This window comes from Stutzerimonas stutzeri, from assembly GCF_051028275.1.
GTDB lineage: Bacteria > Pseudomonadota > Gammaproteobacteria > Pseudomonadales > Pseudomonadaceae > Stutzerimonas > Stutzerimonas stutzeri_AS.
On record NZ_CP069269.1, the window covers coordinates 4,193,321 to 4,212,663 of the forward strand.

A 19,343-nucleotide genomic window follows, 5' to 3' on the forward strand; every position below is an offset into this window, starting at 1 on the left:
ATTCCCAGCCAGTCAGGCAGCATCTTTCGTGATTACCGGCACCATCAAGACCCAAGTCGACCAGATCTGGAACGCCTTCTGGAGCGGCGGCATCTCCAACCCCATGGAGGTCATCGAGCAGATGACCTACCTGCTATTCATCAAGCGGCTCGACGAGCTGCAAACGGTGAAAGAAAAGAAAGCTGCGCGCACCGGCCAGCCCATCGATAACCCCATCTTCAACCCCTACCAGGCTCACCTGCGCTGGTCGCAGTTCAAGCTGCTGGGTGATCCGGGCAGCCTCTACACCTTGGTCTCGGAAAAGGTCTTTCCCTTTATCAAGAGCCTCGGCAGCGAAGACGGCGAATCCACTTATTCGACGCACATGAAGGATGCGCGCTTCACCATTCCCACGCCGGGCCTGCTTGTCAAGGTGGTGGACATGCTCGACGCCATTCCCATGGAGGATCGCGACACCAAGGGCGACCTCTACGAATACATGCTCGGAAAGATCGCCAGCGCCGGGCAGAACGGCCAGTTCCGCACCCCGCGCCACATCATCAAGCTGATGGTGGAAATGATGGCGCCGCGCCCCAGCGATACCATCTGCGACCCGGCCTGCGGCACTGCGGGCTTCCTCGTGGCTGCGGCGGAATACCTGGACAGGCACCACCGCGACGAGATCTACCGCGACCGGGAATCGGCTAAGCGCTTCAACCGCGAAACCTTCCACGGCTTCGACTTCGACAGCACCATGCTGCGTGTCGGCTCCATGAACATGCTGCTGCACGGCGTGGAAAACCCCGCCATCGAAAACCGCGATTCCCTCAGCGAAGGCCACGCTAGCGTCGAAGGCCAGTTCAGCCTGATCCTCGCCAACCCGCCCTTCGCCGGCAGCCTGGACTACGAAAGCTGCGCCAAGGACCTGCAGGAAATCGTCAAGACCAAGAAGACCGAACTGCTGTTTCTCGCCCTGTTCCTGCGCCTGCTGAAAACCGGCGGCCGCGCCGCGGTGATCGTGCCGGACGGCGTGCTGTTCGGCTCCAGCAAGGCGCACAAGACCCTACGCAAACTGCTGGTGGAAGACCACAAGCTCGACGGCATCGTCTCCATGCCCTCCGGCGTATTCCGCCCCTACGCCGGCGTTTCCACCGCCATCCTGCTGTTCACCAAGACCAACAGCGGCGGCACCGATAACGTCTGGTTCTACAACATGCAGGCCGACGGCTTCTCGCTGGACGACAAACGCAACCCGCTGGATGCGAACAAGCACGAATGCAACAACCTGCCGGACCTGCTGACCCGCTGGCAGAACCGCGACGACGAAACCGCTCGCCTACGCACCGACCAAAGCTTCCTCGTCCCCAAGGCCGAAATTGTCGGCAACGACTACGACCTTTCCATCAACCGCTACAAGCAGGTGGTGTACGAGCAGGTCGAGCATGAACCGCCGCAGAAGATATTGGCGGGGTTGAAAGAGCTGGAGGCGGAGATTATGCGGGGGATGGAAGAGTTGGAGGGGATGTTGAAGTGACGCCAAGCCATGTAGCTCTCGGCGAGCTGACGAAAATACGCACGGGTAAACTCGATGCAAATGCAAGCTCACCTAACGGAGAGTTTCCATTTTTTACTTGCGCGAGCGAACCACTCAGAATCGCATCGTACAGTTATGACTGTGAGTGTGTTTTGGTCGCTGGCAATGGTGATTTGAATGTCAAATATTACGAAGGCAAATTTGACGCTTACCAACGAACCTACATTATCGAGACAGCAGACCCCGAAAAACTTAACACGCGGTATCTGTACTATTTCATGGATAGCTATCTGTCCTCCCTCAGAGAGCAGAGCATTGGCGGAATCATTAAATATATAAAGATTGGCAACCTAACCGGTGCGCAAATTCCGCTCCCACCGCTCCCCGAACAACGCCGCATCGCAGCGATTCTAGATAAGGCCGACGCGCTGCGCGCCAAGCGCCGCGAAGCCATCGCCAAGCTCGATCTGCTGCTGCAGTCCGTATTTCTGGAAATGTTCGGAGACCCGGCCAAAAATCCTAAAGGGTGGAAAGTGGTCAAAAGCGGAAGCCTATTCGCTGAAAAGCCTCGTATTGGCACAACTAAACCTGCAACGGGCGACGGATACTTGGTTGTCCGCGTCGGGGAATTGGGAGCATATAGGATTGAGCTAGAAAAAAGCTCGAGAGTGGTTCTGGATAATGAAGTTATGAAGAAGTTCCTCCTGCGAACTGGCGATATAGTATTAGCTCGTGCCATTGGCAGCAAAGACCAATTAGGAAAATGCTCATATTTCCCAGGAAACTCTGAACCAGTTTGTATTGACTCACATGTAATGCGCTTACGCCCAAATCCAGAGAAAGTTGAGCCAGCATGGCTCTACTCGCTAATTTCAAGTGATTCTGGAAAGCGGATACTTCAACGCAAGGGCGGGGCGACAGCAGTTCAATTTAATATTAATGCGGCTCAAGCATCGGATTTAGATATCCCCGTACCTCCCCTAGCTATGCAAAAAGAATTTGTTTATATAGCGGACAAAATCCGAGCGCAGCTTGATAGCTATAGAGAAGCAAGCCAAAAGGTAGCCAGTCTGTTTGAGGCCCTGCAAGATGCCTCGTTTGCAGGAGCTATATAAATGATCAAGAAACAAGAACTCGCACCTGCGTCGATGGTAGTTCTCGCAGATAGTTTGAATATGCGCTGTCGCCTGGTGTTCGTCACCTGTCGAATGGTGTAAGAGATGATTGACCTCCACTCCCCCGCCGACCTCGAACTCCTCCGCGAGTCGATCGACCTCGAATGCAAACTCGCGGCCGGTCGTGACGGCAAGGGCGCCTTGCCGGAAGATTTCTGGCCGACCTACAGCGCCTTCGCCAATACCAGCGGCGGTGTGGTGGTGCTCGGTGTGCGGGAGAAGAAGGGGCAGTTCCACTTGGAGGGCATCGCCAACCCCGCGAAGGTGCGCAAGGAGCTGTTCGACAACCTGAACAACCGCAAACAGGTCAGCGCCAACCTGCTCAGCGATGCCTCCGTCCAGGAGGTCGAGCTGGACGGGCGCACGCTGATGGTGGTGGAAATCCCCCGCGCCAACCGCAAGCAACGGCCGGTGCACCTGACGCCCAACCCCTTCGGCCATACCTATCGCCGTCTGAATGAAGGCGACCGGGTGCTGCCCGATGAAGACGTCAAGCGTATGCTTGCCGAACAGGTAGAAGACAGCCGCGACGACCGTATTCTCAAGGGCTATCACCTCGACGATCTATGCGAAGAAACGCTGCGCGCCTACCGCCAGGTGTTCGCCAACCGCGAGCCGGCGCACCCCTGGAACGCGCTGGACGATCAGGAGTTTCTGCGCCAGATCGGCGGCTGGCGCCGTGACCGGGAAACCGATACGGCAGGGCTGACGTTGGCGGGTCTGTTGATGTTCGGCTGGATGACGAACATTCAGGAAGCCTTGCCGAACTACATGCTCGACTATCAGGAACGTCCGGAAGCCCGCACCGAATTGCGCTGGGTGGATCGCGTCACGCTGGACGGCAAATGGTCCGGCAACCTCTATGACTTCTACCGCAAGGTCTATCTTAAGCTCACCGCCGACCTGAAGGTGCCGTTCAAGCTGGAAAAGGGCGAACGGCAGGACGAGACGCCCGTGCATGTGGCGCTGCGCGAAGCGCTGGCCAACGTGCTGGTGCATGCGGACTACTCGGACCGTGCCTCGGTGCTGGTGGTCAAGCGGCCGGACATGTTCGGCTTCCGCAACCCCGGCCTGATGCGCGTGCCACCGGAAGTGGCGATCCACGGCGGCGAACACGACTGCCGTAACCGCACGTTGCACAAGATGTTCCGCTTCGTCGGGGTCGGTGAGCAGGCGGGCTCGGGGATTCCGAAGATCTATTCCGGCTGGAAAGACCAGCACTGGCGTGCTCCCGCGCTTTTCGAGCGCAATGAGCCCTATAACCAGACATTGCTCGAATTGCGCATGGTCGATTTGCTGCCGGATGACGTGCTGGCAGCCCTGCGGCGGCAATTTGGATCGGGCTTCGATCAGCTATCCCACGACGAACGCCTGACACTGGCGGCCGCCGCTTCGGAGCGCACCGTCAGCCATGGGCGAATCATGGAGATGGTCGGCATGCAGTCACTGGAAGCGTCCCGCCTGTTGCAGGGGCTGGTGCGCGCGGGGTTCTTGGAAAGCCACAATCCCGGTCGCGGCGCCGTCTACTGTTTACCAGGCGCAGGCTTACCAACGCCGGAGGACGTGTTCGGGGGTAGCTCCGAACATTTACCGGCGCGCTCCGAATATCTGGCCGTCAGCTCCGAACATTTACCGGATAGCTCCGGACACTGGGTCGGCAGCTCCGGAGGTTTGGCGGGTAGCTCCGGACATTTGATCGAGAGCTCCGGACATTCAGCTGGCAGCTCCGGACATTTGAGTGGTACAGGGGACACGGACTGCCCTAGAGACACACAGGGAAGAAGGCTGACAGAGAAGCTGGACGCCCCCATGATCGACGACCTGGCAATGCTCGACGACGAATTCCATAGGGAGCTCATCAGACAAGCCTTATCGGCGCGCGCTTACCGAAAGCTGGATGCCGATGAGATGCAGCGCATCATCTTGCAGGTCTGCCGCGGTCATTACGTCACTGGGAGCTGCCTCGCCGAACTACTGAAGCGCAATGCCGACTCGTTGCGCAAACAGCACTTGAAACAGCTGGTGCAAACGGGCCGTTTGCGTTTGGCCTTCCCCACGGCTCCTACGCACCAGATGCAGGCATACCGCAGCACGGAAGACGAACAGCCATGAATCAATATTACGCCTCTGAAAAGCGAAAGGCCCCGGTGATCGCACCGAGGCCATAACGCCGACCGGGAACCCCCAATCCATTTGCCGCGAGCTTAGGTCCGGCCCCTGGAAGGCGCAAGCCCGCCGTACAAAGGAAGTGACGAGACGATGACCAATTTCCAGTTTCTCGAGCCCGAATTCAAAGCCCTTCTGGAACCGGCGAAAGGGGCCGAGCAACTGGTCTATTCCGACCCGCGTGCCTGCTGCATGCGCACCCGCCATGCCCTGGAGCAGACGGTGCACTGGCTGTACGAGAACGACCGCGATCTGCGCATGCCGTATGACCGTAGCCTCAACGTACTGCTGACGGACCGGGAATTCGAGGCGCTGGTGCCGGTGCAAGTGCACCAGAAGATGCGCCTGATCCAGCGCATGGGTAACCAGGCGGTGCATGGCAACGGCGCGGTTGGTTTCAGCGACTCGATGAAGCTGGTGCGCGAGTTGTTCCATGTGCTGTTCTGGCTGGCACGCACCTACACCCGCACCAGTGACCCGAAGAGCATTGTTGCGGGCTTCGATGAAAAGCGCGTGCCGCAGCTGGTGAGCACCAGCGACGCTGCCGCCTTCACCCGTACCGAGCTAAAGAAGCAGGAAGAGCGCTTCCAGCAACAGCTCAAGGACCAACACGCCGAGCTGGAGAAGCGTGAAGCGGCCATCGCCGAGCAGGCCGCAACCCTGGCCGAGCGCGAAGCGTTGCTGGCGCAGCTCGACGCCCAACTGGCTGCCAAGCGCGCCGAGCTGGCCAAGGCCAAGTCGGCGAACATCGCGGTGCCGGATACCCACGATTACGACGAGGCGGACACGCGCCGCTTCTTCATCGACGTGCTGCTGCGCGAAGCCGGCTGGGTAGCGGGCAAGAGCCTTTCCATCGAGGTGCCGCTCAAGGGCATGCCCAACAGCAAGCAAGAAGGCTTTGCCGACTATGTGTTGTGGGGCACCGATGGCAAGCCGCTGGCCGTGGTGGAAGCCAAACGCAGCCTGAAGGACGCCGATATCGGCCGGCAGCAGGCCAAGCTTTATGCCGACTGCCTGGAAGCCGAGAAGGGCCAGCGGCCGCTGATTTTCTATTCCAACGGTAACCACACCTGGCTGTGGGACGATCGCCGGGCGCCACCGCGCGAGGTGCAGGGCTTCTATACCCGTGAAGAGCTGGAACTGGCGGTACAGCGCCGCCAGCTCCAAGGCGACCTGAGCCCTCTGCCGGTCAACCCCGAGATCGCCGGGCGCTCGTACCAGCAGCGGGCCATCCGGGCCATGACCGAGACGTTCAGCCAGGGTCGGCGTGCCGGCCTGCTGACCATGGCCACCGGCACCGGCAAGACCCGCACGGCCATCGCCCTGGTGGAGCTGCTGATGCGCGCCAACTGGGCCAAGCGGGTGCTGTTTCTGGCCGACCGCGTGGCGCTGGTCAATCAGGCCGTCGGCGCCTTCAAGGCTTATCTGCCGGATTCCAACCCGGTCAACCTGGTGACAGAAAAGAACGGCCAGGGCCGCGTCTACCTCTCGACCTATCCCACCATGATGGGCCTGATCGACGAGATGGATGGCGAGCAGCGTCGCTATGGCATCGGCCATTTCGATCTGGTGATCATCGATGAGGCCCACCGCAGCGTATACCAGAAGTACGGCGCGATCTTCCGCTACTTCGACAGTTATCTGGTGGGCCTGACCGCTACGCCGCGAGACGAAGTGGATCGTGACACCTACCACCTGTTCGGCCTCGAGACGGGCGTGCCGACCGATGCCTACAGTCTCGACGAGGCGGTCGCGGCCAATTACCTGGTGCCGCCGAAGGCGCAGTCGGTGCCGATCCGGTTTGTGCGTGAGGGCATCCGCTACGACCAGCTCACTGAAGAGGAAAAGGAGCATTGGGAGTCGCTGGACTGGGGTGACCGCGCCGAAGATGGCGATGCACCGACCGAGGTGCTGGCGGCCGAGGTGAACAAGCAGCTGTTCAACGAGCACACCGTGGACCTGATGCTGCAGCACCTCATGCAGCACGGCCTGAAGGTGGAAGGCGGCGACAACCTAGGCAAGACCATTATCTTCGCCGTGAACCAGAAGCATGCCGAATTCATCGCCCGCCGCTTCGACCACAACTATCCGCATTACAAGGGCGAGTTCGCCCGCGTGATCACCCACGCGGTGAAGTACGCACAGAGCCTGATCGATGACTTCGGCAGCAAGCAGAACAAGCTGCCGCAGATCGCTATTTCCGTGGACATGCTCGACACCGGCATCGACGTGCCGCAGGTGCTCAACCTGGTGTTCTTCAAGGCGGTGCGCTCGAAGGTGAAGTTTTTGCAGATGCTCGGCCGCGGCACGCGGTTGTGCCCCGACCTGTTCGCGCCCGGCGCGGACAAGAGCGAATTCTACATATTCGATTTTTGCGGCAACTTTGAATACTTCAACGAACACCCCAAGGGCGCGCCGGGCAGCGTCGCCGAGCCGGTGGGCAAGCGCCTGTTCAAGGCGCGGCTGGACCTGCTTTCGCTGCTCTCGGGCAAAGACACTCGCGTGCCGGATGATGTCGCCGAAACCATCGGCGGCTACGACCAGTTCGAGGGATTGCGTCAGGGCGTAACGAACGAGTTGCACAGCGAGGTCGCAGCGATGAACCTCGACAATTTCATCGTCCGCACCGAGCGCGAGCATGTGGTTCGCTACGCCGACCGCACCGTTTGGAATGAGCTGGACGACGCGGCGCTGGGTGACCTACGTGCGCATGTAGCCGGCCTGCCCAGCGCGCGTGAGGCCGAGCACATCACCGCCCGGCTGTTCGACCTTCTCTGTACCAATCTCCAACTGGCTGTGCTGCGCGCCAGTAATGACTTCGTCGCCTATCGCGATCGCATCCGCGAGCTGGCCAGCCAACTGGAACTGCTGGAGAGTGTTCCGGCCGTTCGTGCAGAACTCGATTTCATACAGGAGGTGCAGGGCGAGGACTTCTGGCAGGACGTCACATTGCCGATGATCGAGCGGGTGCGCCGCAAGCTACGCAACCTGATACAGCTGATCGAGCGCAAGCCCTCCAACCCGGTCTACACGCTGCTGACCGACCAGATCGGCGAAGCCACCGAGGTGGTACTCCAGAACTTCAGTACCGGCATCAACCTGGCGCAGTACCGCAAGAAAGTCGAGGCCTACATTCGCGCTAACGAAAACCACGTTGCCATCGCCAAGCTCAAGCACAACCGCCCGCTGACGCCCGTGGACCTCGAGGAACTGGAGCGTTTCGTCTATCAATCCGAGCCGGTGGAGAGCCGGGAACGCTTCGTCGAGTGCTACGGCACTGACAAGCCGCTGCCGTTATTCATCCGCTCCCTGGTGGGGCTGGATCGCAACGCCGCATTAGAGGCGTTCGCGCGGTTCCTCGACGGCAGCCGCTACAGCAGCCAACAGATCCGCTTCGTGGAGATGATCATTGAGCGCCTGACGCGGCACGGCACCATCGAGCCGGGGCAGCTGTACGAGCCGCCATTTACTTCCGTGCACTACGAGGGGCTGGACGGGGCATTTGGAGATGCGGACGCGGACGCCATCGTGGCTGTTATCGAACAGATCAACCGCGGCGCGGCGGCTTGATGCAAGCCGAGCACGGACTGCGCCTCGCAGCAATCAGCGGTGGAGTGATTTGAATGCTGCAGCAACTGCCGCGCCTGAAATAGCGCCCATAAAAAAGACGCGCCCGAAGGCGCGCCAAGCTTTGAAGCGCACGCGTATTACTGGACTTGCCTGATCAGGTCCCGACGCAGCAGGGTCTTGATCTTGATCAGATGGTCGTCTTCCTGCTCTTTGGCCTTGTGGAAGCCCTTGGCGATCCGGGGATGGCCACCGGCTTCGGCCAGTTCGATCAACAGTTCCCAAGCGGCGTTGTCTTCGAGTTCGAGGGTCAGCAACGCGTTGATGCCTTGAGCGATGTTGGTTCGCGGATCGGTGAGCACCTGCATGACGCCCATCGACTTGACCCCTACGACGTCGGCACAGGGTGTCTGCGCAGTCGGGTCGGCACCCAGTGTTTCGATGGCCTCGGCGACCATGTTCATGTGTTCGAACTCTTCGTCGCGAATGTGTTGCAGCACGCCGATCAGATCGGAATCCGCCATGCTGATGGCCTTTGCCTTGGCAATCATGGCGTCGTACATGCGCACGCCGCTGCGCTCGAAGGCCAGGCGCTCGCCGAGCTTGTCGACCAGAAGCTCAGGGCTCTTGCCCAGCGCCATGTCGAAGGTCGACTTGAGCATCCCCTTGGCGGAACCAGGAACCGGTACGGAACCGATGCGATCGGCTTCCTCGGCACGGGTGGCGCGCTCCATCATCAAGCCTTTGGAGTCGCCTGGCACGTCTGGATGGATTTCATTGACGGCATCGAGCAGGCGCTTGGTGTCCTTCGGGGACATCTGTACGCCAGTGAAGTTGGTGCCCAGTTTTGCTGAATTAGCCATGTCCTTCTCTCCTCAAGAAACCTTGCGCATCTTCATCAGTTCGCCGCCCGGCGCCCATTGGTAACCCGCCGACACGATGTTCGAAGCGATGCCGTCGGAATTGAGCTGCGCACGGTAGTCCAAGGAGTTCTGCGGCTCCTCGCTCTTGTCGACGTACTGGGTGCCGCTGGTACGCAGGTTGACCTCAGCCGCCAGGACCTGACGGACGAAATCGCGCTGGCTTTTGAACTCGATCATCTTCGGCAGCGGACCGCCGAGAATTTCCGCCGGATCGCGGCGCTCGATGTTCTTGAAGTGCTCGCAGGCCACGTTCAGATGGCCCAATTCATAATCGAGGAAGCGCTCCCACATCGCCTTGATGCGCGGGTTGGTTTCCTGTTCGGCGCAGCTGGCGTAGGCATAGACTTCCATCGCCTCGTGCACCAGCCACTTCTCCATGAAGGATTCCTGCGGGTCGGCCAGCGAGCCGTACTGGGTCACATGCTGCTCTTCGACCGAAGCGATTTCAGCATACAGCTGACGCGCCAGCGGATCGGCGAACAGCGGACCGATGTTCATGTAATAGTCGTGGGTCTGGAACTCGGCGGCCGTAATCATCGCCGCATGGATCTTGGTGATCAGTGCGGCCTGCTCTTTCTCGTAGCTTTCGCGCAGGTCGTTGTCCGGATGACGATGGTGCTCGGAGGTTTGCCGACCCGGCACGATGTCGGTGTAGCCCTGCAGGATGTTGTTCGCATCCTTGCCTTCGAGACGATCGAGCATCGCCGAATAGCGGTACAGGTGATCGAAATCTTCCAGCAGGCCGAATCGATAGGTCTGTGCCTGGTAGGGGTCTGGCTCGGTCTGAGCGACGGCTGCAGTCACCTCGATGGCGACCTGCTCGTAGGCGACCGTGGTTTCCAGCGGCGAATGGTCGGCAGAAATCAGCCAATTGACCATCGTCGCCTGATGTTGCTCGACGCGGCGGATTTCCGCGAGCGGGCCACGCAGCTGTCCGGTAATCCGTGCGATGCCATGCTTGAGGCGCAGCGCGTCGGTTTCGATCCCGTTCATGAGAATGATGCGCACGCGGGTGAAGGCATCATCGTCTAGCTTGCTGATCGGCTTACCAGCCATTTCTTTCCAGGTGAACTTCTGCTTTTCAAGGGGCGTGCCCTTGTTGTCGAGAATGCCGGATAGGTTATCCATGGAGCCTCCGTTTGAACGGCTTGTATTGGCTAGGCGTACGAATTCCGCACGGCCAGATCACGGGCCAGCTGAGCTGGCGGCTAAAAAATGGACGGAGGTAAGCGGAAAACAATTCCGTGAATATTGGCGCGAACATGCAAAGAGTCGACAAGCGGCAGCGCCCAACCCCTTCGAACAGGCTTCGATTCAGCGAACCGGAGTTGGCCGCGGCGCCTTGCCGCATCGCGCTTCAAACGAAGCGGCATAGGGGTTCAACGAAGCGCGTCCAACTGCCGGTTCCGCTCGTCGGGAGGCAGGCGACCCAGGGCAGCAACTTCCTCGTAGAAACGCAGCCAATCGCCGCCGGCCTGCTTGAATAATGCGGAGAAGGCAGGCACCCAGCGATCATAAAGGCCGAACGGAACCAGGCTGGCGTTGTTCAGTGGTTGGGCCATCCAGCGATCGAAGCGGCCATTGCCCTTCCACGGCCCGTCGCGTAATTGCCGATAGGCCTGACGCATCCGCATGAATTCTTCACGCTTCGCGGCACGCATCGCGGGCTCGCTCAAGCCGGACGCATAGATCGCGGCCAAGCGGTCTCGGGTCGCCAGCACCAGCTTGCTGAGGTCGGCATACTGATTGCGTAGGGCCTCGCTTCTTGGCGGCAGGCCGCGACTTACGCGCCACTGCCGCAACCCTTCATGCTCGACGAATGACGCAAAGGATTCGTTGAATGCGGTGTCATCAGCCAGATAAACCTGCTGGTGCGCCAGCTCGTGGAAGATCAGCCCGGCCAACCGCTCGTCATCCCAGCGCAGCATCGAGCTGAGCAGCGGGTCGTCAAACCAGCCGAGCGTGGAGTAAGCCTCCACCCCGGCAACAGTGGTGTCGTACCCCCTGGCCTTCAGCAGCGCCGCCGCTCCCCGCGCGCGACCTTCCTGGTAGTAGCCGCGATACGCGACGCAACCGGCTATCGGAAAACAGTGCGTCAGCGGCGCCACCGAAAACGCTTCGGTGGCAAATACATTCCACACCACATAGGGCCGTTGGATGTCTGCGTAGACCTGGTAACTGCCGTTGTCCGGCAGCGCCAGGGTGGAGCTGGCGAAGCGTCTGGCCTGCTGCGCGAGGGCGAGCCGTTGCCGCAACTGCGGATCGGTCTGGGGCCGCTCGATAATGGCAGCGACCGACTCACGTTGACGCAGCACATCCAGCTGGCCAACCGCCAGCTGACCGTAATAGGTGCTGCACCCGCTCAGAAAAATACTCAGCGATAGCGGAACCCAACCAGGGATTCGATTGTCGACAAGGGCGGTTTTCGGCTTCCTGAACAAACGCTTGTCCACCTGCATGACCCAAGGGGTCGGTGCGCATGAGCCTACAACGACATCGAAGCCCACCCAACCACCGAATTGCAGACGCGACATAGCAGGCCGCTACCGGTCGGAGACCCTGTTCATGCGAACCCTGATATTTGCTCTTGCGCTGTCCAGCCTGGGCGGTTGCGCCATGTGGATGCCCAAACCCGACCCGAACCAGGCCTGGATCGACCTCGCTCCGCATGGCGACACTGAGTTGGTAGCCGTCGCGGTCGATGACAAGCCGCTCGATGACAGCCGCTATTTCCAGGTGGAACCGGGCAGCCACCAGCTGGGCATGCGCTACCGCTTCGAAGTCGGGCCGGCCAATGTGGGAAGCGACAGCGAGGCACTGCCCCGGGACTGCCGGCTGACCCTGAGCTACGACAGCTTCAATGCCGGCGCACGCTATCGACTGGTCGCCGGTGGCTATGGTTTCCGCCCCTGGGCGAAACTCTACGACCAGAACGACCAGTTACTGGCCAAAGCCACCGAGCGCGGGTGCGGCGGGGTTGCCAGCCGCTGACGTTCGCTTTGAACCGTTCTGTCGCGGTGCAGTCGTTGAAAAAGAGCCCCATCTGGCTCAGGCTCATTGGCTGACCGTGACAGCACGCGCTGATCCTGCGGTCTATCCGGAGGATTCAACATGCGTCTGCTTCCCGCATTGGTTCTGGCTCTTGGCCTGTCGGGCTGTGCTGGCCCTCTACCTGCACCTGATCCCGAAATGGCCTGGGTCGAGCTGACCGCCCAACCCAGCGACATCTTCATGTCCGATCAGCTAGACGGCGAACGCACCCCCGATGGTCGCTATTTCCAGGTCAGCCCCGGTGCGCATGAACTCGAAGCGCGCTATGAATTCGAAATCAGCAGTGGCGGCTTCGGCGATTTTGGCGATACCCAATACCTGCGCTGTACCATGGTGATCAATTACGACGATTTCCAGCCCGGACGGCGCTATCTATTCCAGGCCCGCTCGCTGGGCTTCACTCCCCAAGGCTGGCTGCGCGACGAGGATTACAACATCCTGGCACGCGCCGAAGCCGAGCACTGCTATTGAGCGGCTCACTTCTCGTCGAACCATAGGCAACAGCCTGAGCCCGTCAGCAAAGAGGTAGACGATGTCCCGTATCGAACACACCCGTTTTTCCACTCTCGACCTGGCGCCGATCCGCGATGACGGCGACGCAGGGCTAGCCCTGCGCAATTCGCTGGCACTGGCCCAACACGTCGAGAAACTCGGCTTCGAGCGCTTTTGGGTCGCTGAACATCACAACATGGACGGCATCGCCAGTGCTGCCACCTCGGTGCTGATCGGCTATCTGGCGTCCGGCACGTCACGGATTCGCCTGGGGGCCGGCGGCGTCATGCTGCCCAATCACGCGCCGCTGGTAGTGGCCGAGCAGTTCGGCACCTTGGCAGCGCTCTATCCGGGCCGAATCGAGCTGGGGCTGGGACGCGCACCAGGCGCCGATCAGTTCACCGCCCATGCTTTGCGCCGCGACCGCATGGGCAGCGCCGATGACTTTCCAGCAGACGTAGAGGAACTGCAGCGATTGCTGGGCCCGCGCCAGCCCAACCAGCGCGTCATCGCCATGCCCGGTGCCGGCAGCAATGTGCCGCTCTGGCTATTGGGGTCGAGCCTGTTCAGCGCTCAGCTGGCCGCCGCCAAGGGCTTGCCCTACGCCTTCGCCTCGCATTTCGCGCCGCGGTACATGCATGACGCGATTCGTCTGTACCGTGAGAACTTCCGCCCCTCAGAGGTACTGGACAAGCCGTACGTGATGCTCGGCGTGCCGCTGATGGCCGCCGACACCGACGAGCAGGCCGAGTACCTGGCCACCACGGCCTACCAGCGCATCCTCGCGCTGATCCGTGGCCAGAGCCTGGTGCTGGTACCTCCGGTTACCAGCATGCAAGGCAAGTGGCTGCCTCACGAACAGGACGCAGTAGGCAGTTTCCTCGGTATGGCCCTGATCGGCGGCCCGGAAAAGATCCGCGCACGCCTGGACGTCCTGCTCGAGCAGACTCAGGCCGACGAGCTGATCTTCACCTGCGACCTGTACGAAACCGCCGACCGCCACCGCGCCTTCGATATTCTCGCTGGGTTGCGCTGATGGCTATCGCAGCGCCGGCGAACGCCTGGCGCTGCGTACAGACACGATTCTTGTCCAGCGCACCCTAGCGCTCACGGGGCGGAGGTGTGCTCAGCGACTTTTCGTAGCCGCGCACAAGCAAGGCCACTCGTGAGCCTGCATCAGTTCCGACTCGCTGCCTGACGGCGTGATGCCAGGTCGACAGTGGTTCTTCCGACCAAAAGGTAGGCGGTGCTAGCACCCAACAACCGGCTCGGGGCACCCATGCCGTCCGCCGGGTGCCCTGAACCTCGCCTGGGCAGCTGGCTCGAATGATTGATCCCGTGCCGAACTCCCGGCGCATCAGTCTCGGACCACTGCATGAATTTTCTCGAATGGATGGCTGTGCTCGGCATCCTGCTGTTGATCCTCGCCCTGGCATCCGCCTACCTGCGCTGGCTGCCGGTCACGACTTCACTGATCTACCTGGGCTTCGGCCTGCTCATCGGCCAGCTCGGTGTCGGCTTATGGGAAATGGAATTCATCTATATCGCCAGCTGGATGGAGCACCTCACCGAAATCGCAGTGCTGGTGTCACTGTTCGTAAGCGGCCTCAAACTGCGCATGCCGCTGCGCCATGCTGCATGGAAAAGCGCCTACGTCCTGGCCGGCCCGGTGATGCTCGCCTGCATTGCCGGCGTCGCCGCGCTCTGCCATTACCTGTTCGGTCTCAGCTGGGGCATCTCGGTGCTGATCGGCGCGATCCTCGCACCGACCGACCCCGTACTGGCCAGCCTGGTACAGGTGAACAATTCTCGCGACAGCGATCCTGTTCGCTACGGCCTGTCCGGCGAAGCCGGCTTCAACGATGGAACGGCCTTTCCCTTCGTGGTATTCGGCCTGCTGCTGATCGAACAAGAGACCATGGCGACCGGCTGGGTTACCGAATGGGCGCTGCATCGGCTGGTCTGGGCCGTGCCGGCGGGGCTGGGGTCTGGTTATCTGCTCGGCCGGCTTATCGGCAGATTGGCGATCTACCTCCGGGCGCGTAATGCAGACACCTCGATGTCACCCAACGACTCATTGGCCCTGGCACTGATTGCGCTGGCCTACGTAGGGGCGGAATTGATTGGCGCCTGGGGGTTTCTCGCGGTCTTTGCCGCAGGCCTTGGCTTGCGTCATGCAGAAAAAGACGCTGCAGACGAGTCGGATACCCCCTCCGAAGAACTTATCGCGCACGCGGTGCCGCATATGGCCGAAGGCGGACTGACGCCTCGAGAGCTACCGCTTGAAATCGAGAAAATCGCCGAGCCTCGGGTTGCGGCAGGCGTCATGGTCGGTGACATCCTGACCTTCGGCGGCCAGCTGGAACGCAGTCTCGAAGTGCTGCTGGTGACCATTCTTGGCGTGTTGGTCTCGGTGCATTGGGACTGGCGCGCGGTGCCCTTGGCGCTGGCACTGTTCGTGGTGATCCGTCCGCTGAGCGTTTGGCTGCTGATGCCGCGCCGCTACCTGGACCGTACCCAACGCCTGACGGTCGGCTGGTTCGGCATCCGAGGGATCGGCAGCCTGTATTACCTGAGCTATGCGGTCACCCACGGCCTGTTGCCGGAAGAGACCGAGGCGATCATTTCTCTGGTGATTTCGGTGGTGGTGCTGAGCATCGTTGTGCACGGCCTGAGTACTCAACCGTTGCTCCGACGCTATGAGCGCAGCCGCGGCCAGTCGCCAACCGACCACGCCTGACACGACGAGCCGAACAGGCCTCCCAGGCAGCTGACTGGACAGCCGCTGCCGGGCCGCCTGGGTGGCCGATCAGCTGTTGGCGAGACGGAAGCCGACTTTCATGGTGACCTGGAAGTGACCGACCTTGCCGTTCTCGACGTGGCCACGGATTTCGCCGACTTCAAACCACTCGACGTTCTGCAGTTTGCTGCTGGCTTCAGCGATACCGTTCTGAATCGCCTCATCGACGCTGTTGCGTGAGGAGCCGACGATTTCAATCTTTTTGTACGTGTGATGATCTGACATGCGCTGTCCCCTTCTGGTCTGTGGAGCCTCCGCTCGTTGATGACGCGTCCCTCTCCCATTGAGGCCCGTTTAGCGCCTCGGAAGTTCAGCGAGGCGGCTCAATCCGGACATTGATAAGAAGATGCACAGAACTGCAATAGACGGCTGAAATGTAGGGTGTGGGCCTCAGCCCACCGGCAGACGGCGTTGTATCTCTGTAGGAGCGAGCTTGCTCGCGATCGCGTCCACTCCTAGCCTGTATGGCAAACCCGCACGGCAGGTTAAACGAGGCGCCGGTAGGGGTATTGCTGCGCCTTGAACACCTGATTGAAATATCGCCCGAGGGAATCGGCCTCCAGCAGCGCCTGCACCACGTCGGCGGGCACCTGCTCGTAGCGGTACTGCGAGCCATTGTGGAACTCGACTTCGAGCGCCTGCTCGTCCGGGTCGTAGCCCAGGGCACGCAGGCTGCTCGAGTTCACCACGACCCGCTTCATACGGTCTGATCGGCCTGATGGTTGAAGCCTTCAGCCTGCATCTTCCATAAGGCCTCGAAGGCACCGCCGCGGTTGCGCAGCTCCATCGGCGCGCCGTCCTCGATGATCAGTCCGTTGCGCAGCACGATGATCCGATCAAAGCTCGCCAGCGTCGACAGCCGGTGCGCGACTGCCACCACGGTGCGGTTGTGTACGAGGTTGTTCAATGCCGCCTGGATCTCCCCTTCCGACTGCGTATCCAGTGCCGAGGTCGCCTCGTCGAGGATAAGAATGGGCGAGTCCTTGAGGAACGCGCGGGCAATCCCCAGCCGCTGGCGCTGACCACCGGACAGCATCACGCCGCGCTCGCCGACCAGCGTGTCGTAACCCTGGGGAAGCTCGCGTATGAAGCCGTCGCAGAAGGCGCGGCGGGCCGCCTCCACCACCTCTTCATCACTGGCTTCAGGGCGCCCGTAGCGGATGTTCTCGCGGATCGACCGGTTGAATAGCGCCGTTTCCTGCGGCACCACGGCGATCCGTTCACGCAAGCTATTCTGGCTGACGGAGCGGATGTCCTGACCATCGATAAGAATGCGCCCTGCATGCACATCGTCGAGACGTTGCAGTAACTGGATCAGGGTCGACTTGCCCGCACCGGAGGGTCCGACAACCCCGACCTTCTGCCCGGCCGGGATATGCAGATTGAGGTGCTCGAAGATCATCCCGCGCGTGGCATAGCCAAAACTGATGTCGTCGAAGGTAATGTCCCCCTGAGCCAGCATCAGCTGCGTTTCGGGATCATCCAGCCCGTGGGGCTGGACAATGATGCGCAGGGTGTCGTCAATGGCTCCGATCTGCTGCGTCGTGTCGACCAGCGCCAGCGCCAGATCCCGCGAGCCGTGCAGGATGCGGAAGGTCAGGGCGCTGACAAGCACTACATCGCCGGAGGTCACCGAACCGTCCACCCACAGGCTGATGGCCCAGACCAACATACCGCCGGCCATCAACGACAGGCAGATATCGTGGATGACACGGGCCTTCTCCAAGTACATCCAGCTGCGACGCTGGGCCTTGGCCTCGTACCCGATCTCGTTGGCCAGACGTTCGGCCTCCCGGTCACGCGCGGAAAAGGCTTTGATGGTCCAGACGTTGGACACCGCATCGACCAGCTCGCCGCCGACCCGTGCCGATTGCGCAGCGAAGCGCTGATGCTTGGAGCGACCGCGAATGCCGAACCCGGTGATCAGCGCCGCAACGATAGCGACGAACAGGATCAGCGCAACGGCCATGCGCCAGTCGACGGTCAGCAGCACCACCACCGCGCCGATGAAGTCGACGATGGGCGGTACGATTTTCCAGGCCAGGCCACCATAGATCGCGCCTGCCGCCTGGCCCAGCGCCGAGATGCGATTGCCCAGCGAGCCGGCGAAATGCTCGGTGAAGTAGCGCATCGGGTGTCCGGTCAGATGCTTGAACAGGTCGACTCGAATGTCCACCATGCTCGCCACCACCGTGCGGCAGCCGAGCCATCCACCAAGGCGCCAGAACACGTTTTCGACCACGATCAGGCCGATGAACAGCCCCAGCGGAAACCACACATCCGCCGCGTCCCGGTTGGAGCTTCCCTGCGCCATGGCGTCGACCAGCAGCTTCATGCCGTATTGCACCGCTACCGCACAGGTTGCAGCGCCCACGATCAGCAGCAGCAGGCCGCCAAAGTGCCAGGGCCGTGCGCAGACGTAATGCCATAGAAAAGCGACCGGCCGATCCGGCAGCAGCGGCACCAGCGGCGGTTTGCGCGGCGCGAGGGCGTTCATGGCAAGGCTTCGGCCAAGCGCGAAACCGGACTCAGGTGGCTGAAGCGCGCCTGCTGCAACCGCAACTCATCGGCCAGGCCCTGATGCACACAGCGGTTGCCCGCTTCGTCCGGAAAGCCCAGCAACCCCACCGGGCAATGTCGGTCGTCGGTCCAGCCGGGGTAGTCCAGCACCGGATAAAGGCAGATGCCTTCCACCGGCACGCCGCGCTGCATGGCCAGGCCGGCCTGCTCGCTGACGTACCGCAACCAGTCGCCGCGCACGTCGCCTTCGGCACCCGTCTCGGCAATCAATATTGGCCGTTTGTAGCGCTGCCAGATCTCATTGAGGATGCCCTTGAAGGGCCTGTATTCCGGGCTATCGCGTTCAATGGTGGCGCCGTCGCCGTGGTACCACTGGTTGTTGGAATAGTAATTGACGCCCAGCACATCGAGGTACTCCGGCGCGCCACCGAGGCCCGGCCAGGACTCGCCGCAAAGCATGTCCCAGGCTTCGAACTGCGACTGACGGAAGCGCTCGGCATCACGCTGTGGGCCGGGCCGGTCGTTGCGTGCGACCACGTGAATCGCCGGATCGACCTGGACGAAGCGAGCCCTTGGTTCAACAGCGCGGATCGCCTGCATCGCAGCGATGGTGGCGCGCACCAGCTGATGCTTCAATTCGAAGCCACGGCCGCGTGCCATCGGGTTGAAATAGGCCTCGTCACCGCCAGCCCAGGCCCAGAACGAAATCTCGTTCAGAGGCGCGTAGAACGGCACCGTATCGGTCTCGTCCTTGATCAGCTGCGCCGCCGCAGCGGCATAACGAGCGAACCGCTCAACGAACTGTGGCCGCCAGATGTCGATGTCATCCGGCCAGCCGTAATGACACAGGTCCCAGATCACCTGGGTGCCCTGGCGCTGCGCCGCGTGCAGCATAGGCAAGAAACTCGACCAGTCGTAATGCCCCGGCGTCGGCTCGATCAGGTGCCAACGCAGGCCGTCACGTGCACTGTGCAGGCCATGTCGATGCAGCACTGCGTAGTCGTGCGCGGCCCAGCGGTCATGCCCGGTGGCGGCCAGCAGATCGAGCCGTCGCCCGTCGCTGCGACGGTGGGTCGAGCACTCGAAACCGCCCAGGAAAAAGCTCTGAAACAAGCTTGGCTGATGCATCCGTGTGC

Annotated in this window: 15 protein-coding genes; 8 read left to right on the top strand and 7 right to left on the bottom strand. The window is 61.3% G+C overall.

What is annotated here, in order from left to right; genetic code table 11:
* Positions 1-28: 28 nt before the first annotated feature.
* The 4 genes from JQR87_RS19535 (at position 29) to JQR87_RS19550 (ending at position 8,424) form a co-directional block, all read left to right on the top strand.
* Complete coding sequence (locus JQR87_RS19535) at positions 29-1,513, top strand: type I restriction-modification system subunit M (protein WP_407294071.1); 1,485 nt, start codon at positions 29-31, stop codon at positions 1,511-1,513.
* Positions 1,510-2,628 (top strand): restriction endonuclease subunit S, encoded by a 1,119-nt coding sequence (locus JQR87_RS19540; protein ID WP_407294069.1) that lies wholly within the window; start codon positions 1,510-1,512, stop codon positions 2,626-2,628. Before JQR87_RS19535 ends, JQR87_RS19540 begins: the two co-directional genes overlap by 4 nt.
* Positions 2,629-2,733: 105 nt before the next feature.
* A complete protein-coding gene (locus JQR87_RS19545; protein ID WP_407294067.1) occupies positions 2,734-4,800 on the top strand; it encodes an RNA-binding domain-containing protein in 2,067 nt (688 codons plus the stop codon).
* Between the two features lie 147 nt (positions 4,801-4,947).
* On the top strand, positions 4,948-8,424 hold the full coding sequence (locus tag JQR87_RS19550; protein ID WP_407294066.1) for a DEAD/DEAH box helicase family protein: 3,477 nt from the start codon (positions 4,948-4,950) through the stop codon (positions 8,422-8,424).
* A 137-nt stretch (positions 8,425-8,561) separates the two neighbouring features.
* Here JQR87_RS19550 and JQR87_RS19555 read toward each other — a convergent pair whose 3' ends face one another.
* The 3 genes from JQR87_RS19555 to JQR87_RS19565 form a co-directional block, all read right to left on the bottom strand.
* Entirely contained in the window at positions 8,562-9,284 is a 723-nt protein-coding gene (locus JQR87_RS19555) for a ferritin-like domain-containing protein (RefSeq protein ID WP_407294064.1), read from the bottom strand.
* Between the two features lie 12 nt (positions 9,285-9,296).
* Positions 9,297-10,472 carry a hypothetical protein gene (locus JQR87_RS19560; RefSeq protein ID WP_407294062.1) on the bottom strand — a complete coding sequence of 392 codons (1,176 nt, stop codon included), beginning with the start codon at positions 10,470-10,472 and terminating at the stop codon, positions 9,297-9,299.
* Between the two features lie 251 nt (positions 10,473-10,723).
* Positions 10,724-11,803 (bottom strand): aminopeptidase, encoded by a 1,080-nt coding sequence (locus JQR87_RS19565; RefSeq protein WP_407297883.1) that lies wholly within the window; start codon positions 11,801-11,803, stop codon positions 10,724-10,726.
* 106 nt (positions 11,804-11,909) lie between these two features.
* Between JQR87_RS19565 and JQR87_RS19570 the strand changes: the two genes are divergently transcribed.
* From JQR87_RS19570 to JQR87_RS19585, 4 genes are all read left to right on the top strand, one after another.
* Positions 11,910-12,335, top strand: a complete 426-nt coding sequence (locus JQR87_RS19570) for a hypothetical protein (RefSeq protein WP_407294060.1) — start codon at positions 11,910-11,912, stop codon at positions 12,333-12,335.
* 120 nt (positions 12,336-12,455) lie between these two features.
* Positions 12,456-12,866, top strand: a complete 411-nt coding sequence (locus JQR87_RS19575) for a hypothetical protein (protein ID WP_407294058.1) — start codon at positions 12,456-12,458, stop codon at positions 12,864-12,866.
* Positions 12,867-12,927: 61 nt separating this feature from the next.
* Positions 12,928-13,923, top strand: a complete 996-nt coding sequence (locus JQR87_RS19580) for an LLM class flavin-dependent oxidoreductase (protein ID WP_407294057.1) — start codon at positions 12,928-12,930, stop codon at positions 13,921-13,923.
* A 339-nt stretch (positions 13,924-14,262) separates the two neighbouring features.
* Positions 14,263-15,627 (top strand): cation:proton antiporter, encoded by a 1,365-nt coding sequence (locus JQR87_RS19585; protein ID WP_407294055.1) that lies wholly within the window; start codon positions 14,263-14,265, stop codon positions 15,625-15,627.
* Positions 15,628-15,696: 69 nt separating this feature from the next.
* Here JQR87_RS19585 and JQR87_RS19590 read toward each other — a convergent pair whose 3' ends face one another.
* The 4 genes from JQR87_RS19590 to JQR87_RS19605 form a co-directional block, all read right to left on the bottom strand.
* Positions 15,697-15,912 carry a dodecin gene (locus JQR87_RS19590; RefSeq protein WP_019341430.1) on the bottom strand — a complete coding sequence of 72 codons (216 nt, stop codon included), beginning with the start codon at positions 15,910-15,912 and terminating at the stop codon, positions 15,697-15,699.
* A gap of 260 nt (positions 15,913-16,172) precedes the next feature.
* A complete protein-coding gene (locus JQR87_RS19595) occupies positions 16,173-16,388 on the bottom strand; it encodes a KTSC domain-containing protein (protein WP_407294054.1) in 216 nt (71 codons plus the stop codon).
* Entirely contained in the window at positions 16,385-18,184 is a 1,800-nt protein-coding gene (locus JQR87_RS19600; RefSeq protein WP_407294052.1) for an ABC transporter ATP-binding protein, read from the bottom strand. The genes JQR87_RS19595 and JQR87_RS19600 overlap by 4 nt, the downstream gene beginning before the upstream one ends.
* Complete coding sequence (locus JQR87_RS19605) at positions 18,181-19,335, bottom strand: beta-glucosidase (protein WP_407294051.1); 1,155 nt, start codon at positions 19,333-19,335, stop codon at positions 18,181-18,183. Before JQR87_RS19605 ends, JQR87_RS19600 begins: the two co-directional genes overlap by 4 nt.
* Positions 19,336-19,343: the final 8 nt, after the last annotated feature.

Excerpts from the sequence above, each read along its gene's own strand:
- JQR87_RS19580 (WP_407294057.1), top strand. The coding sequence starts at position 12,928 with ATGTCCCGTATCGAACACACCCGTTTTTCCACTCTCGACCTGGCGCCG.
- JQR87_RS19560 (WP_407294062.1), bottom strand. The coding sequence starts at position 10,472 with ATGGATAACCTATCCGGCATTCTCGACAACAAGGGCACGCCCCTTGAA.
- JQR87_RS19555 (WP_407294064.1), bottom strand. The coding sequence starts at position 9,284 with ATGGCTAATTCAGCAAAACTGGGCACCAACTTCACTGGCGTACAGATG.
- JQR87_RS19605 (WP_407294051.1), bottom strand. The coding sequence starts at position 19,335 with ATGCATCAGCCAAGCTTGTTTCAGAGCTTTTTCCTGGGCGGTTTCGAG.
- JQR87_RS19545 (WP_407294067.1), top strand. The coding sequence starts at position 2,734 with ATGATTGACCTCCACTCCCCCGCCGACCTCGAACTCCTCCGCGAGTCG.
- JQR87_RS19575 (WP_407294058.1), top strand. The coding sequence starts at position 12,456 with ATGCGTCTGCTTCCCGCATTGGTTCTGGCTCTTGGCCTGTCGGGCTGT.
- JQR87_RS19590 (WP_019341430.1), bottom strand. The coding sequence starts at position 15,912 with ATGTCAGATCATCACACGTACAAAAAGATTGAAATCGTCGGCTCCTCA.
- JQR87_RS19565 (WP_407297883.1), bottom strand. The coding sequence starts at position 11,803 with ATGCAGGTGGACAAGCGTTTGTTCAGGAAGCCGAAAACCGCCCTTGTC.
- JQR87_RS19570 (WP_407294060.1), top strand. The coding sequence starts at position 11,910 with ATGCGAACCCTGATATTTGCTCTTGCGCTGTCCAGCCTGGGCGGTTGC.
- JQR87_RS19585 (WP_407294055.1), top strand. The coding sequence starts at position 14,263 with ATGAATTTTCTCGAATGGATGGCTGTGCTCGGCATCCTGCTGTTGATC.
- JQR87_RS19550 (WP_407294066.1), top strand. The coding sequence starts at position 4,948 with ATGACCAATTTCCAGTTTCTCGAGCCCGAATTCAAAGCCCTTCTGGAA.
- JQR87_RS19600 (WP_407294052.1), bottom strand. The coding sequence starts at position 18,184 with ATGAACGCCCTCGCGCCGCGCAAACCGCCGCTGGTGCCGCTGCTGCCG.
- JQR87_RS19595 (WP_407294054.1), bottom strand. The coding sequence starts at position 16,388 with ATGAAGCGGGTCGTGGTGAACTCGAGCAGCCTGCGTGCCCTGGGCTAC.